Source organism: Alkalimonas delamerensis (assembly GCF_030717955.1).
GTDB classification, from domain to species: Bacteria; Pseudomonadota; Gammaproteobacteria; order Enterobacterales; family Alteromonadaceae; genus Alkalimonas; species Alkalimonas delamerensis.
Genome location: NZ_JAUZVY010000003.1, coordinates 11,236 through 27,595, shown reverse-complemented (window position 1 = coordinate 27,595; position 16,360 = coordinate 11,236). Strand labels below are relative to the sequence as shown.

At 56.6% G+C, this 16,360-nt stretch carries 13 protein-coding genes; all 13 read right to left on the bottom strand.

Annotation, left to right across the window (positions count from 1 at the left end; all coding sequences use genetic code 11):
- Positions 1-49 precede the first annotated feature (49 nt).
- Positions 50-1,489: a metalloprotease TldD gene (tldD, locus tag Q3O59_RS08365; RefSeq protein ID WP_305945152.1), complete on the bottom strand. Its 1,440-nt coding sequence runs from the start codon at positions 1,487-1,489 to the stop codon at positions 50-52.
- Entirely contained in the window at positions 1,486-2,334 is an 849-nt protein-coding gene (locus tag Q3O59_RS08360; protein ID WP_305945151.1) for a carbon-nitrogen hydrolase family protein, read from the bottom strand. Before Q3O59_RS08360 ends, tldD begins: the two co-directional genes overlap by 4 nt.
- Positions 2,312-6,130: a YhdP family protein gene (locus tag Q3O59_RS08355; protein WP_305945150.1), complete on the bottom strand. Its 3,819-nt coding sequence runs from the start codon at positions 6,128-6,130 to the stop codon at positions 2,312-2,314. Before Q3O59_RS08355 ends, Q3O59_RS08360 begins: the two co-directional genes overlap by 23 nt.
- A gap of 32 nt (positions 6,131-6,162) precedes the next feature.
- Positions 6,163-7,626 carry a ribonuclease G gene (rng, locus tag Q3O59_RS08350; protein ID WP_305945149.1) on the bottom strand — a complete coding sequence of 488 codons (1,464 nt, stop codon included), beginning with the start codon at positions 7,624-7,626 and terminating at the stop codon, positions 6,163-6,165.
- Positions 7,623-8,195 carry a Maf family protein gene (locus Q3O59_RS08345; RefSeq protein ID WP_305945148.1) on the bottom strand — a complete coding sequence of 191 codons (573 nt, stop codon included), beginning with the start codon at positions 8,193-8,195 and terminating at the stop codon, positions 7,623-7,625. The genes rng and Q3O59_RS08345 overlap by 4 nt, the downstream gene beginning before the upstream one ends.
- Positions 8,196-8,202: 7 nt before the next feature.
- A complete protein-coding gene (gene mreD, locus Q3O59_RS08340; RefSeq protein WP_228589496.1) occupies positions 8,203-8,685 on the bottom strand; it encodes a rod shape-determining protein MreD in 483 nt (160 codons plus the stop codon).
- Positions 8,685-9,533, bottom strand: a complete 849-nt coding sequence (gene mreC / locus Q3O59_RS08335; RefSeq protein ID WP_305945147.1) for a rod shape-determining protein MreC — start codon at positions 9,531-9,533, stop codon at positions 8,685-8,687. The genes mreD and mreC overlap by 1 nt, the downstream gene beginning before the upstream one ends.
- A gap of 42 nt (positions 9,534-9,575) precedes the next feature.
- Positions 9,576-10,619 carry a rod shape-determining protein gene (locus tag Q3O59_RS08330; protein ID WP_091345165.1) on the bottom strand — a complete coding sequence of 348 codons (1,044 nt, stop codon included), beginning with the start codon at positions 10,617-10,619 and terminating at the stop codon, positions 9,576-9,578.
- A 206-nt stretch (positions 10,620-10,825) separates the two neighbouring features.
- Positions 10,826-14,146 carry a DUF6701 domain-containing protein gene (locus Q3O59_RS08325; protein ID WP_440132270.1) on the bottom strand — a complete coding sequence of 1,107 codons (3,321 nt, stop codon included), beginning with the start codon at positions 14,144-14,146 and terminating at the stop codon, positions 10,826-10,828.
- 2 nt (positions 14,147-14,148) lie between these two features.
- Positions 14,149-14,598 (bottom strand): type II secretory pathway component, encoded by a 450-nt coding sequence (locus tag Q3O59_RS08320; RefSeq protein ID WP_305945145.1) that lies wholly within the window; start codon positions 14,596-14,598, stop codon positions 14,149-14,151.
- On the bottom strand, positions 14,588-15,361 hold the full coding sequence (locus tag Q3O59_RS08315; RefSeq protein ID WP_305945144.1) for a PulJ/GspJ family protein: 774 nt from the start codon (positions 15,359-15,361) through the stop codon (positions 14,588-14,590). The genes Q3O59_RS08320 and Q3O59_RS08315 overlap by 11 nt, the downstream gene beginning before the upstream one ends.
- Complete coding sequence (locus tag Q3O59_RS08310) at positions 15,361-15,903, bottom strand: type IV pilus modification PilV family protein (RefSeq protein WP_305945143.1); 543 nt, start codon at positions 15,901-15,903, stop codon at positions 15,361-15,363. The genes Q3O59_RS08315 and Q3O59_RS08310 overlap by 1 nt, the downstream gene beginning before the upstream one ends.
- On the bottom strand, positions 15,897-16,355 hold the full coding sequence (locus tag Q3O59_RS08305) for a prepilin-type N-terminal cleavage/methylation domain-containing protein (RefSeq protein ID WP_305945142.1): 459 nt from the start codon (positions 16,353-16,355) through the stop codon (positions 15,897-15,899). Before Q3O59_RS08305 ends, Q3O59_RS08310 begins: the two co-directional genes overlap by 7 nt.
- Between the last annotated feature and the right edge of the window lie 5 nt (positions 16,356-16,360).

Sequence of the window (16,360 nt, the reverse complement as noted above, 5' to 3'; positions counted from 1 at the left end):
CGCTGAACCGGTCATAATTAACTGGAAAGAGCACTTGCACGCATTGACTTTACTGGGTGCCACCGACCGTCATCGCATCCAGCTTCAGGGTGGGCTGGCCCACGCCGACTGGCACGCTTTGGCCCTGCTTGCCGCAGACGCCAACACCGGTATCCAGCGCCAGATCGTTGCCCACCATCGACACCTGCTGCATCGCTGCCGGGCCATTGCCAATCAGGGTTGCGCCTTTAATCGGCGCGGTGATCTTGCCATTTTCAATCAGATAAGCTTCCGATGCCGAAAACACAAACTTGCCGGAGGTAATGTCGACCTGACCACCACCAAAATTCGGCGCATAGATACCTTTTTTCACGCTGGCGATAATGTCTTCCGGTGCGTGTTCACCAGCCAGCATGTAGGTGTTGGTCATCCGTGGCATCGGCAGATGGGCAAAAGTCTCACGCCGGCCATTGCCTGTTGGTGCTGTGTTCATTAGCATGGCATTGTGCTTGTCCTGCATGTAGCCTTTGAGAATACCGTTTTCAATCAGCACATTGTACTGCGACGGTGTGCCTTCGTCGTCTACGTTGAGCGAGCCACGGCGATGCGCCAGGGTGCCGTCATCAACGATGGTGCAGTGTTTGGACGCCACCTGCTCCCCTATGCGGCCACTGAAGGTCGAGGAACCCTTGCGGTTAAAATCCCCCTCCAGGCCATGGCCAACCGCTTCGTGCAGCAGCACGCCAGGCCAACCAGCGCCCAGCACCACCGGCATGGTGCCAGCCGGGGCATCGATGGCGGTTAAATTCACTTGAGCCATCCGCACCGCTTCGCGGGCATACTGCTGCCAGCGTGGGCTGCCATCCAGCTCGGCGGTGAAGTAATCGTAATTGCTGCGGCCACCACCACCGGCACTGCCGCGTTCGCGCCGCTCTCCCTGCTGCAGCAACACCGAGCAATTCAACCGGATCAACGGCCGGATATCGGTGGCGAAAGTGCCATCACTGGCAGCGACCAACACTTCTTCATAGACCCCGGTTAAGCTAACCATCACCTGTTTCACCCGATTGTCCAGCGTGCGGATAAAGGCTTCGATCTGATGCAACAGCGCCACTTTTTCGGTATTGGTTAAACTTTGCAAGGGTTCGCATGGCAGGTAAATGGCGCTCTGTTCGCGCCGACTGAAGGCTTTAACGCTGCCTTGCTGGCCTTGGGCGGCAATGCCACGAGCCGCCGCGGCGGTGCGCTGCAGCGCTTCCTGACTGATGGTATCGGCATAAGCAAAACCGGTTTTTTCACCGCTGATGGCCCGCACGCCAACGCCTTGCTCAATGTTGAAAGAGCCATCTTTGACCAAGCCATCTTCCAGCACCCAGGACTCGTGCACACTGGATTGAAAATACAGATCGGCATAGTCCAACTGATGCTGCAGCAAGTAGCCTAAATTCTGTTGCAGTTGCTGCTCACTTAGCTCGTGAGCTGCCAGCAGGTTTTGTTCGACTCGGTTCATGGTATCAACTCACAGTTAAAACGGTTGTGTTGCTGCAGCGGCATGGCTTGGCGCACCTCTGTCAGCAGCTTTAAATCTATACGGGCCGATATCAGCCCCGGTTCCGTGCCAGCATCGGCCAGCACCCGGCCGTAAGGATCGAGAATCAGGCTGTGGCCATAGGTTTCCCGGCCATTGGCATGAACCCCGGTTTGATTGGGGGCCACCACAAAGCATTGGGTCTCAATGGCCCTGGCTTTAAGTAAAGCGTGCCAGTGCGCCGCGCCGGTAACCCGGGTGAAGGCCGACGGCACCGCCAGCACCTGCATGCCCAGAGCAGCCAGCTGCTGCATCATGGCTGGAAAGCGCACATCATAGCATATGCTCAGCCCGAGCTTCAGCCCCCCACAATCGGCCAGCACTACTTTTTCACCGGCCTGGGTGCTATCCGATTCGCGGTAGCTGCCGGTGCGGTCGGCCACCTCAACATCAAACAGGTGCAGTTTCTGATAATCGGCCAGCAAGCGGCCATCAGGCGCAAACAACAAGCTGCTGGCAGCAAAGCGGGAAGGATCGGCACTTTGGGTTGGAAAGGATCCCAGCAATAGGTACAGCTGAAATTGCCGGGCCAGCGCGGCCAGCTCCGCTTGCAAGGGTCCCTGCCCCAGCGGCTCGCTAAAGCGCTGTTGCCAGCCTTCCGGGCCGCCAAAGATCAAAGCGCACTCCGGCAACACCACCAAATGCTGAGAATGCTGCGGCAAGGTCCCCAGCAGCGTCCGCAGCCTGGCCAGGTTGTCAGCAGGATCCGGGGTGCTGCACCACTGCAGCGCAGACAGCTGCCAGTCAGCCACCATGCGGTTGACCATTCAGTGACTCGGGCTCATCTTCTGTGCCGGGCTGCGCCACCCGAACCGGCACCGGCACCTCGGTGCTGTGACGGTTCACTTCCGTCACCACCGGCTCATCAAAACTGCCGGTCACGGTAAAGTTGACCCGTGAGATGACTTCGGCCGAGGTAAACATTTCATCCAGCGCCAATGCCGCCAGCCCCGAGACCGGATTCACCATCCAGGCAATGATCACCGGCAGACTGGAGGTGACTTTAGGCACCAGCGTCATCTGATAGTCCAGCTTGCGATTCACCAAATCGGCGTAGCCCTGCATGCTGAGGTTGCCGGCCACTCCGTCGATGGTGCTGTTGCTGGTTTGCGCCACCCCCTGATGCAAGCTGATGTCCCCTTGCATCCGGTTGTAAAAAAAGCCTTTGGCAAACACATCGCGAAAATCCAGCCGCAATTTGCGTACCAGCGAGTTCAGGCTGAATATCGAGAACAAGCGCGCGCCCTTGTCACTGACTTCCGCCAGGGAGCCTTCTCCCAGTTGCCAGCTGGCTGTACCGCCCAGGCTTGCCAGCTCAAATTGCAGCGGGCTGCCTTGCCAGTGCAGGTCAAAGGCAAGGTCTGCCCGGCTGCCACTGATGGCTGAGCTGAGTTCATACTCGGTCAGCAGGGCGCCGATATTGGGGCTGGTCAATTGCCCCTGAAACTGACTGCGGCCCAGACCTGCATCCGGTTGCCACAGGCCGCTTAATGTTAACCGGTTGCGCTTGTATTCGGCCTGCAACTGTTTGAGTTCCAAACCTTGCTCGGTATTGGCCAGCTCGGCCTGGACCTGACCAAAAGCATAGCTGTCGTAGCGGCAGTCCTTGCACTGCAGCCGAATGGGCGGCAAGGAGCGCAGCCAATTCATCGGCTCAGGCGTTGCTGCTGGCGTGGGCTTGTCGCTCTGTTGCGACGGCTGTGCCGCCAGCCGCAGGTAATCCATATCGATAGCAATGCCTTGCTGCTGCCAGTCATGGTAAAAACGCCACTGGCTGGCAACCTCACTGCCATTCAACTGCAAGGCCCAGTGATCATCAGCCGGTGACAACTCGAACAAGGTTTGATGCAGTGCCAGTTGCTCCGTCAGCTGCAAAGCACCCACCCGGCCACGGACCCGGCTTAACTCCGGCCAAAAACCGCTACTTTGCTGCTGCGCTGCGGTCAGCGGCGGCAGCAACAATTCGAACCAGGGCGCGAGCTCGGTTTGTGCCAACTCGACTTCCACCACCAGGCCGGGCTCAAGGACGCCATAGTGCCCGGCACCTAAGCGCAGCAACACCTGGTCCAGGGTCCCGCTGTCGTGTTGCAAGCGCGCCTGAGCAAACAGGGGTTCGGAATAAGCCGCGCGGATAATGCTGTATTCAGGCTGCCCCTGAACCCAGACTTCCAACGCCGCTTCCTCACCAGCCGTTTTGAAGTAGGGTGCCGGCAATTGCAAGGCGGTATCGGACAGGTCAGCCTGCAACTGTGCCTGATAAGCAAAGCCTTGTCCCGGCAACTGCACATCCAGGCTAAGCTGCCAATCCAGCTCGCCCGTTGCGAGTTCTGGCAGGGTTAACGGCAGCTGCGACAGCAAGCGGCTGGCCTGCTGCTTTCCGGCCAGTTGCAGAGCCAGCTGGTATGCTGCTTCCTGCTGCTGGCCTTGCAACTGCAACTCAAAAGGCAATTGCTGCCATTGTCCGCTTAGGTTGCTGGCTTCAATCTTGTCGTTGTCAAAGCGCAACTGCCCCTGAATTTGCTCAATGCCAAGGCTGGGCGCCTGCAGCCGGGCCTGATTGTTGTGAAACCAGACATCCCCACTGGCGTGGACCTCGGGCTCAGTCAGACTGACCGCCAGCTGCACTTCGCCTTTGACCTGCCCTGTTAATCCAACATAGGCCAGCGCCTCACCGACAGAGCCAGCCAAAGGGGACTGCGCCATCAACGCCTGCACAGCTTCCGCCTCGGCGCTGGTGGCAATGTCAATCCACAGGGTCTCGGCGACAAATAAATCCTCTATCCAGACCCGTACCTGATCGTCGATGCTAAGCCCAAGCAGCTGGCCCTGCTGACTGTCAATCGACATCCTGCTGTTTTCAAACCAAAGCTGCGCTTCAATGCCGGTGAGTTCAGGCCAGTCCGGCTGAAAACGCATCCGACCTTGTGTCACCAGCCCGCTTGATTGAAAGATCCCATCGCCATCGCGAAATGGAAAGCGGCTGAGCGGGCCATGCCACAAGGTCGCCGCCTGCTGCAACTCACCACCGAGCAGCGACTGCGACAAGTACTGAATGATGCCCTCAGGCATGTAATGACGGGGGTAGAAATGCATCGCATCACGGACGGCAACGCCATCGGCGGTAGCCAGCAGCATCAGTTCGGGTTCATCGTGAAAATTCAGTACCAGCTGCGCATCGGCCTGAACGGCCTCCCCATGCAGTTGAAAACGCGGCAGCTGCAATTGCCAGAAATGATCAAGATAACGAAGCTGCAATTCGGCCTGCAACCTTTGGTAGGCCATCGGCTGACTGAAAGCCCCTTGCCACAGCACGGCATTGTCCGCACCTTGCAGGCTAAGTTCGGCAAAGCCCGCAGCCGCCTGCAGCTGCCCCTGCAACTGCTGAACACCGGGTATATCGCCATAAGGTTGGTTGCTAAGCTGCTGCACGTCCAACTGCAACTGCCAGTCATCCGGCTGGATCGCCCAGGCCAGCTGCTCGACCCGACCACTGGGCTGCAATTTGGCCAGCATACTCAGCTCTGACCGCTGCTGCGCAATCAACTGCATCAGCGGCTGCAAGGCGGCCAGCTCCAGGGCTTGCAGTTGACCATACAGGCTTTCATCACGACGGCTGAGTTGCAGCTGAATGCCGGCAAAGTCGGCCTCCGGGCCACTCAATGCGATATCCGAGGATTGCAGGTACCAGCCCTGCGCCGTCGGTTGCCACATCAGCTGCCCTTTGCTGAGCTTTAACCAGTGCTGCTGGCTGCCCAGCTGCCACCCCAGGGTGTTGTCGGCCAAATCGACCTGAATGCGCTGAATGGCCCCCCGATCAACGCGGCCCCAGGCTTGCAAGTTGACATGGGCGTAGTCGAGCTCGGCCAATTCTGGCAAAAACTGCCGCAGCCAGGGCTGAATATCCAGTTGCGCGCTTTGCAAATAGAGTTGACCAAAAAGTCCGTCCAGCCGACCACCGTACAGGTCCAATGCAAAAGACAGGCTGTTGCCGGTCACCCCTTCGACGGCCATCATGCCCTGCCCCTGGTGACGCTGATCCCGGTTACGCCAGTTCAGCTGCCGTATGGCCAGCACCAGAGGGTCGCTGTGTGCCAGCTCCAACCGAACCCGGCTGTCCCGGATGGTAAATTGTTGCAACTGGCGGAAAAACAATTGCTCCAGCGCATCGGTCAGCGGCTCCTGCTGACCATTGCCAGCGGTACCGACCAGTCGCTCAGCGGCCAGGTGCAACTCGACGCCGGATAACTCGACATGGCTGGAGCGTAACTGCAGGCTGCGCAAGCTGCGCCAAAAATGCAGATGAATGCTGGCTTTGGCGACGGAAAAACCCAAATCGTCTTGCTCACTGGCAAAGGCCAGATCATGCAGCAGCAGGGCAGGGCCTCCCCCCTGCCAGCTGGCACTGAGCTCGCCAATCTGCACTTCGGTGCCATATTGACTGGAGAGCAGGCGCTCTATCTGGTTGCGGTATTGATCGGCATAAGGCAAGCTGTAGCGCAGGAAAGAAACCAGCACCGCCAGCAAGACCAGACTGATGGCAAACAACAGCCAGAGCTTGTGCAAACAAAATAAACACAGCCTGCCGAATTTCTGCACTAAATCATCACCACATCAAATTGTTCCTGGTTGTATAAAGGCTCTAGCTGCACGCTAATTTGCTTACCAATAAAGACCTGCACTTCAGCCAGGTTATGAAACTCATCGTTGGTCAGAGCATCCTTCACTTCCGGCGAGGCATACACCACAAACTCATCGGCATCATAGGCCCTGTTCACCCGCACGATTTCACGCAGCACTTCAAAGCAAACGGTTTCTACCGTCTTTAAACTGCCACGCCCCTTACATACTGGACAATCAGAACAGAGGATATGTTCCAGACTTTCGCGTGTTCTTTTGCGGGTCATCTCAACCAACCCCAGAGCAGAGAAGCCATGGATGTTGGTTTTGGCCCGATCCCGGCTGAGCGCCAGCTCCAGACTGTGCAGCACCCGACGCTGATGTTCCTCATTCTGCATGTCGATAAAGTCGAGGATAATAATGCCCCCCAGGTTGCGCAGCCGCAGCTGACGGGCAATGGCCTGGGTGGCTTCAATGTTGGTGTTAAAAATGGTGTCTTCCAGATTGCGGTGACCCACAAAGGCGCCGGTATTTACATCCACGGTGGTCATGGCTTCGGTTTGGTCGATGATCAGGTAGCCACCGCTTTTCAGCATCACTTTGCGCTCTAATGCCCGCTGGATTTCATTTTCCACATCAAACATGTCAAAAATCGGCCGCTCGCCGGGATAGTATTCCAGCAGCGATGTCATCTGCGGAATAAACTCATCGGTAAAGGCCAGCAGCTCCTGATAGGTGAGTTTCGAATCAATGCGAATACGCTCTAAATCAGTGCCGATAAAATCCCGCAAAATCCGGTACGACAAATTCAAGTCTTCATACACCCGGCCTTCTTTGCGGGTTTTTTGTTTGCGTTTGCTGATCTTGGCCCAGAGCTTTTTCAAAAAACGGGCATCTTGTTTTAATTCTTCTTCACCAGCCCCTTCGGCCGCCGTTCGAATGATGTAACCGCTTTGCTCGTCAACAAACTCGGCAACTACGGCTTTGAGGCGGCTGCGCTCGGTCTCACTTTCAATGCGCTGCGATACCCCCACATGATTGGCATCGGGCATAAAGACCAGATAACGCGAAGGCAAGGTGATATCGGTGGTCAGGCGGGCCCCCTTGGTGCCGAGTGGATCTTTCACCACCTGCACCAGCAACAGCTGCCCCTCCCGCACCAGGCCACGAATATCGCGCGGCATTGCCGCCTGACCGGTATCATCAGCCACCTGTGGCTGGACAATATCGGAGGCATGCAAAAAAGCCGCTTTGTCGAGGCCGATGTCGACAAAAGCGGCTTGCATGCCGGGCAACACCCGACTGACTTTGCCCACATAGATATTGCCAACAATGCCGCGCTTGGCCTGGCGCTCAATATGAACTTCCTGCAGCACACCATTTTCAATCAAAGCGACCCGGGTTTCACTGGGGGTGACATTGATCAGCAGCTCTGAACTCATAAGCTGGCCTCCAATTGCTGCAGCAGTTGATCGGTTTCGTACAAGGGCAAACCGACCACGGCACTGTAGCTGCCTTCAAGGTAACGGACATAACGGCCACCGATGCCCTGAATGCCGTAGCCACCGGCTTTATCGGCCGGCTCGCCTGTTTGCCAGTAGGCCGCTATCATCGCCTCAGTCAAATCGGCAAAGTGCACCTTGCTGCTGACCAGCTGCTGCAACACAGAACCCGCACTAGCAATGGCAACCGCGGTATGGACCTGATGCACCCGGCCTGACAGTTGTCGCATCATCCAGCCAAAGTCTGCTTCATCCCGGGGCTTGCCCAGCACCTCATGGTCGACCACGACGATGGTGTCGGCACCAAGCACAGGCATCCGCCCGCTCACCGCGGCAAAACCAGCCTCGGCTTTGCACTTTGCCAGCCGCGCGACGTAAACAAGTGGCGATTCTGCCGGCAGCAAGCTTTCATCCACGTCCACTTTGACCAATTCGAAAGGCTGTTGCAGCACTGTGAGCAGTTCTTTGCGTCGTGGCGAGGCGGAGGCCAGACCTATCGTTGTTTTCATGCTGGTGTTACCGTACTTTAAATTGTCGTCGCACCCGGCGCAGCAACCAAAACAACCAGGGCCAAACCAAAGTACCTGTCAGCACAGGCCAAAGATAGTCTGGTAAAAAATACACCCCGGTCAAAAAATGGCTGAGCCAGAAGATCATCAGGTGATAAAAAGCCAACAGCAAGCCTATTAGTAAGGATTGCTGCAATACGGAAAAGTTGCGGATCTTTTGGTGATTGGCTGCCATCACAAAAGCAACCACCGAATAAGCCAGTGCATTCACCCCCAGCACGGTCCCGACCAGCACATCGACCAGAAAACCAATCACAAAGGCGGTGCCGATATTGGCACGGAAAGGCAGGGCCAGAACCCAATACAACAGCACCAGCAAGGCCCAATCGGGCCGGAATAGTTTGACCATGGCAGGCATCGGCATCACCATCAGCACCAAAGCCAGCACCAAAGAAAGGTAAATCACACCGATGCCTTTTGTTTGTTGCATCAGTCGCTGCCTCCTTCGTTTGAAGCGTCTTGCTGCGGCCACAGCAACAGCACGTAGCGGATCCGATCAAGCTGGGCAAAAGGTTCTGCCTGAACTTGCAAGAAAGGCTGACTTAAATCCCGTTGAATGCGACTGACCCGGGCCACCGGGTAGCCTTCAGGAAAGCGGCCATCCAGCCCCGAAGTCACCAGGCGATCGCCTTGCTGAATATCGATGCTGTGTGGCAGATGCACCAGACGAATGCGATCCCACTGGCCTAAGCCTTCGGCAATGACACTGACCCCAGTGCGCTCAATCCGCAGCGACATGGCATGGGTGGTATCGGTAATCAACAAGGCCCGACTGCTGGTGGGGCCGACGCTGACCACCTGTCCCAGCACGCCCAGATCGTCGATCAGCGGTTGAAACTCGGTGACACCATCGTTGCTGCCCCGGTTCAACACGATTTGGTGACTGAACGGATGGCTGTACACCGCCATTACCTCCGCCACCAGGCGCTGTCCTTCAGTCACTGGTGCCGAGCCAAGCAATTCGCGTAGCTTGTTGTTTTCCTGCTGCAAAAACTCAAGCCGCTGCAAGGTGCCACTTTGTCTGAGCAAACGCTCGCGCAGCTGTTCATTTTCGGCCAACAGCCGCTGATGCGACATGAACTGTTCCGAGGCGCCGGTGAGCACCACCTGCGGTAAGCTGGCAATATATATCAGCGGACTGACTGCCGTGGTCAGGTAACTGCGCAATTGCGTTGAACTGTCGGTGTAGCGATCGACCACCATTAAGCCAAGGCTTAACAGCGTGACAATAAACAACCGCAGCCTCAGCGATGGGCCGCGTTCAAAAATAGGGTTCATCAGGCAGCCTTGTGACCACAATGCAGCCGGGGCTGCTGTGGTTTACTCATAGCTGAATACATCACCACCATGCATATCAATCATCTCCAGCGCTTTACCGCCGCCACGTGCTACGCAGGTCAGGGGCTCATCTGCAACCACCACTGGGATGCCGGTTTCTTCCATCAACAAGCGGTCTAAGTCGCGTAGCAAAGCACCACCACCGGTCAGGACCATGCCACGCTCGGAAATATCGGACGCCAGCTCGGGCGGTGATTGCTCCAGCGCCACCATCACCGAGCTGACGATGCCCGCCAACGGCTCTTGCAGCGCTTCTAAGATCTCATTGCTGGTCATGGTAAAGCTGCGCGGTACCCCTTCGGCCAGGTTGCGACCGCGCACTTCGATTTCAAGCACATCGTCACTTGGGTAGGCAGAACCAATTTCAGTTTTGATACGCTCGGCCGTGGCTTCACCAATCAAAATACCGTAGTTGCGACGAATGTAATTGATGATGGCATCGTCAAATTTATCACCGCCAATGCGCACCGACGATGAGTAAACCACGCCATTCAATGAAATAATGGCTACTTCGGTAGTACCACCACCAATATCCACCACCATGGAGCCGGTTGCTTCCGAAACCGGCATGCCAGCGCCAATGGCAGCGGCCATCGGCTCATCGATCAAATAGACTTCACGGGCACCAGCCCCCTGTGCCGACTCACGAATGGCGCGACGCTCGACCTGGGTGGAGCCACAAGGGACACAAACCAAGACCCGCGGACTCGGCCGCAGGAAGCTGTTGCTGTGCGCTTGCTTGATAAAATGCTGCAGCATTTTTTCGGTGACATAAAAGTCGGCAATCACGCCGTCTTTCATCGGCCGAATGGCTTTGATGTTGCCCGGGGTCCGGCCCAGCATCCGCTTGGCGGCATGACCCACCGCGGCCACACTTTTCGGGCCACCCGCCCGCTCTTGCCGGATAGCCACAACCGAGGGCTCATTCAGCACGATGCCCTGATCTTTAACGTAAATCAGTGTGTTGGCTGTACCCAGATCGATGGAGAGGTCGTTGGAGAAAATACCGCGCAGTTTATTAAACATGGAACTGATTGATCCTTATGCTCAGTCGAGCCCGGATTGCAGCCATAACGTCGGTACAGACCTGGACAGCAACCGGGGTTCAGATAGACAAAAATTCTGTGGTTATTCTATGTAACAATGCCGCAAGAAAACAGCTTTATCCAGCATTTTTGCTGAATTCCTGTGAGAAAGGCAGAATTCAGCTCAATCGGGGCTTGGACTGCCACTTAAGGCAAAGGTTCACGCCAGAAAATTCGCCGCGGATTGCCGCGATAGCGACCGAAGACAGCTTCAGCTTGTGGGTCTTGGTCCCCTTGCCCTTGCCAGTTGAATTGCAGCCAGTCGTCCGTTGCCAGTTGCCATTGCCAGAACCCCGGCTCCAACGGGGCTGGCAACCAAAGGCTATCGACTTGATTGCGGCCATTTTGCATAAGGCCCCCCGGCCCTTCGAGCACCAGCTCCGGCAAACCGCTGCCAGTTTCGACAGAGGCCGTAGCCACCTCAAGCCAGGTGCACTGATCCTGCGCCGATTGCCGGAAGCGCTGCCCATCCCAATATTGGGTTCGCGCGGTCAGGGGCAAAGGGCTATCTTCCGGGCCAAAAGCATTCTCCAGCACCAGGCGACCGTAACGCTGCCGCTGCAGCCCGGCCAGCTGAATCGCAGTACAGCTTCCATCCTGATTGCAATCCCCTGTGGCTGTCGGGTTCATATCGAGTCCTGTCAGGCCAATGCCATCGGCATCCTGATAGCGCAAACCAAACTGCAACTGCTCAAAGGGACCATCGGGCTCAGTAGCACGTTGAAAAGTTACTGGTTGCTCCAGCCATTCTGCAACCCCCGCTGACCAACTCCAGCTGCCGCCGGTAGCGCTTATCCTAGACGACAGCGCCTGCCCATCGTTAGCATTTTCGGCCACCAGCTGCCAGTCAGGCAGCTGGACAAAAGCATCCCGATAATTCTGGGTGATCTGGCCGGACTCTGCCCGTGCCTGAAGCGCCAGCGACCAGCGCATTGGCTGCCCCATGTAACTAAAGCCTGAGCACCCCGGCTCAATATCGGCATAGCCCAGCGCAAAATGATCCGGTGTCACCCGGCCGACCGGTGAGCTGGATGCGGCTGGAACCGTCATGCCAAGATAAGAAAGCGGCATCGGCCGGGCCGTCAGCAGGAAGACACCCACTTCGGAAAGTCGGGTGTCGACTGAAGCGCTGGCATTGGCAGCCTGCTGATGCGAATAGCTCAAGGGTTGCAGCAGCCCAGGCTCGCCTGCTGCGGGCGCCAGCAACTGATGCTCCAACACAATGCTGCTTAATGCAAAGTTGGGGGTCAATGGCAAACTGCAGTGGTCCGAGACACCGTCCTGCCAGCCATGGGCACTGATATTCAGCGCAAAGGCTTCACCAGCCCGGACAAAAGCCGGACAACTGGCATCGCCAGCAGCGCAGTTGGCTGCTGTTTGCAGACACAAGGCATAGGGGCGCTTACTAAACTGGGTTGCGCCTTGCAGCATCAGGCCTGCATCGCCAGTTGCTGCTGAGCCCTGATAGCGGGCATTCAATTGCACCCGCCCCGCATCGGCGTAATTGACGCTGAGTACCGCTTCGCCATTGCCATCAAAATCCAAGGCCTGAATGGATGGTGCGGCACTGTTCAGGCTGATCGGCTGCTCATTGACTTCAACTGGCCAGGAGACCGGCCTTTCCACCGCATCCGGCGTAATGTAGTCCGACCAAAACCGTACCGACCGACTCACATTGGCAAAAGCTGGCACACAGGCCTGTCCCGGGTCACTTTCACGCACCGCGCGCAGCCGTACGCCTGTCTCCGGCTGATTGGCGATACCATCCGGTACCTCAAGCACAAAACCACTGCGGGCAAAATTCAAGGTACAGCTGGCGGTATTTTTTGGACCCGCGCCCGCCCGGCACAAAGTGGTGCTCAGCGGACGGGTTCCTGGCACAGAGCCACTGACGCCGACCGTGACGGATCCCACGGTACTGCGGCGCAACTCGACCGTAGTGCTGCCACCACTAAAATTGATCACATTGCCTCCAAGCCACTCGCCACCGGGCACTGGCTGAGGGCTTAGCGTGGCGGTCACCGGATCGGTAAAAAGCTCACTGCAATCGGCATTTAAGCAGGCTCTTACCGTCAAAGTCTCCGGCTGACAGGTCAACGCCTGGCCGCTGTGATCAAACTCAAAATGATCGATTTGCACACCTACCGGCATTGAGCGCAAGGCACAGATGCTGACATTATCCAGCTCATGGATGTTGGTTGAGCCACCAGTAGAACCAGTGAGTGATAGTAAGAAGTTTTCAGGCACGTTGGCCTGACCAGGCTGAGCCAGCGCATCAAATGGAGCGATCAGGCTAAGAAAACCAGTGCCATGATCCCGCTCTACCGAGACCATGGCCCGGCCGATGGCTCGCGAATCTATGGTGATGCGATAGCGGTGCGGGTTTGACTGATTGCCATCTACTCTTGGGTTCAGGCAGCCGCCAGCAGGGTTGGTCGCACCATTATTGCAGGTGCCTCGTAAATAACGATAACCGGACGTACCAGAACCAGACCCCCTAATGACAACCGACTGTTGACGCCGGCCTGGCCCACCGGGGCCCCCCTCGGTTGAGAAGTTACCAAACTCATCCAGCCCTATTCCCAACCAGCCTCCGGCAAAGCCGGGTATATTCTGATTGGCCCGACTGCCATAGCCCAGTGGGCCACCAAAGCTGCCTGGTTGCGGTGTCACATTGGCATCCGATAACACAATCGCCAGCCCATCCGCACCGGTACCACCATAAGCCAGGTAGTCAAACTCAATCACCACTAAATTATCTTCAGCAGGAAATAACCGTTGATAAGTTGCTGCCGTTGATTGGTTGCCTACGGCTTGAGTCATCCGTAAGCGTCCATTCACGATAGAAGGGGTAAAACTGCCACTGCTGCGTGAGGTGACCCAGTCATCAGATAAAACGCCACCTGAAAAATTATCATTGAAACAGCCTAAAGTAGCCGCACACAAGCCTCCACCTCGAACCCGGCTCAATGCCTCTGCATCAAATTCCACATTTGCACCGAAATTTGCAGTGGCTCCTTTTGCAGTTACAGCACCACGAATTTGCACATCTTCACTCAAAGTGATGGCTCCGCCAGCCAAAATAAAACCGTTGATACGAGTTCCGGCTTGTATTGTAAGGCTACCACTAACCACCAGGATAAAGTTCTCTGCTGGGCCTTCTTCGTTCAATCGTGAATTACTACCTATTGTCAGGTTGCCATTGAGAAATAATCGTGTTGTTGGGGTTGTAGTGGTTCGAACAGTATCGGCGCTAATGAGCCAGTTGGCGCTGTTTGAATAGTAATAATCTACTGCCTGCAATGGCTCCGGAAAGTTGGGGTTTGGAGCAGGATAGTTGATAACTGATGGCGTAGCGCTGTTACTTCGGATTGCTTGTGTCCATATTTGATCGCATTGCACTGCCTCTAAAGGCAAGCTCAGAATACACAGGAATAACCAACCGATACAGAATTCCCATCGCAGCATCTTCACAGCCCAACCTCCATTTGCACAGTGCGGCTGGCGCAAAGCTCACCGGGCAAGCAAGGTTGTGACCAGTCGGCCTGACTGCGGCACTCGCCGGTGCTTTGCAGCAGGAACAGTTGGATGGTGCCAACCTCGGAGTCCTCTGCGCTGCTGGCATTGCAGCTGATCCTGGCCCGACAGCCACTTAAACCAGCGCCACTAAAGGGGATTGTAGCAGTGACCGCCGCACAGCTGGCCGCGGACTGCTCCAGCGGAAACAGCTCGGTGGCGGCCAGTTCCAAGCCACTATGCGCGGCCAACATCGCCCGGGTTCCCAGTACCTCATACACCACAGCCTCACTGCTGCTTAGCAATACCCGGCTTAACGCCAGCATCAGGCCCAACAGGACCACGATGACAAAAATAGCCACCACCAGGGCGCTGCCTTGCTGTTGCTTGGTTTTAAGGGACATTGGGCAGATGCACCTCATGGTTAAAAAACAGGTCCTCGCTGATGGCAGCGCCAAAGTTCAGCACAATATGCACCACAGCATTGCGACTGAGCACGGGCGCATCGTAGGTAAAGCTTGCCCCAACAGGATTTAACCCTTCGGCCATCAAGGCGCCACCGATCAGCTCCGTGGTTGGCTGCTGAAGGAAAAAGCCATAGTCGCTGTAACGCCTGAGCTGCCCGCCTTGCACGCAATAGCTAACCGGTGGAGCCAACAGATAAAATCGTCGCTCTGGCGAGTGCTGGGTAAAGCTGTGGGCACTGCCAAAACTGGCCGTCGCCACAGCCCCACTCACGTCCAGGCCATCAAGGGTCACATTGTGTGGCCGGCTGGCATCGTACAGATCGTCCGGCACCCGCGGGTAGATCACCAAGCGCTCATTACCGCTCGCCGCAGCAAAACCGACTGCAGTGGCCAGTTGCATCGCAGCGGCGCTGTCCGGGCTTACCGGCGCTTCCAGATAGCGACCACTGGCGATAAAAGGGGTAAATTCCAGGCATTGGCCACTGGCGTCAATGCGGATGCTGTTGGGAACCGCGCCTCGCAACTCACGGCTTAATCGCTCAATGGCAAAACGGCTTTGACCCAGCAGCTGCTCACGCTCGCTGACATCCACCACCATCCGGGCGGCAAAGCCAATGTAGCTGGTCACCGAAATGGCCAGAATGCTCAGCAACACCAGGCTGGTGACCAGTTCAATCAGGGTAAAACCTCGGCTTGCCATCACCAGTTTCCCTTGTAAGCGCTAAAAGCGATGCTGCTGTTGGTCGGCGTGGTAATCACCAGTTCGATGCGTTTCAGCTGACGCTGCGCCAAGCCAAAATCAGCTCCGGCATAGCGCACCGTCACCGCAGCACTGTAGTTGCGGTAGGCTTCGCTTAGCGCATCGTCCAGAATGTTGGTCAGAATATCGGCCCCTTCGGCGCCAAAGCCATGAAAATCATCCACGTCATTAAAACTTAGCCGTGTCTCCCCGGCATCGGGGCCAAAGTTGGCCTCGGCAGTACAAGGCGCTGCACCCAGTGCGATTTCATCGCAGCGCAAAAAACCACCACTTCGGTCGCTCTGTTCATCAAAAGACCGGGCCAGAATTTCATTCATCAAACTGTGTCCCAGTTCCGCAGCCCGCACCTGATGCCAGGGATCGGTGCTACGAACAAATAGCGGTGACAACACGGCAGTAATGAGTGTCAGGGCCACCGCCAGCACAGTAATACCAATCACCAGCTCCAGCAGGGTCACGCCTCGCTGCTTCGTCACTAACATGGCCGGATATACCCCTCGTGCTCGATGCAGATTTGCAGCTGGCTAGAGCCGTTAATCTGCAAAGTGCAAGCAGGTGTTGCGCCATCACAGCCCAGCGGCCGTCCCAGCGCATCAAACTTAAGTTGACTGAAGTTTGCTGCCAGGGTCACCGCATCCCGGCTGGCAATGCAGAGGTGACTGGCATCGTTGCGGCAATCGGCGCTGGTACCTAAAGAAGTGCTGCCAAGTTGCAGGCTGCTGTTGCCACAGAAGCTGACATCGGTGCACTGCATGGCTTCAATCTGCACCCGTCGCAGCACGGCCAATGCCTGATCACGGTATTGGTATTCGGATGTGCCTGCCCCGCTAAAAAAGCGGGGCAGGATGGTGACACTGAGAATCCCCAGCAGCACCATCACTACAACCAGCTCTACCAAGGTAAAGCCTTGCTGGATGGCGGGCTGCCGACACACTGCAA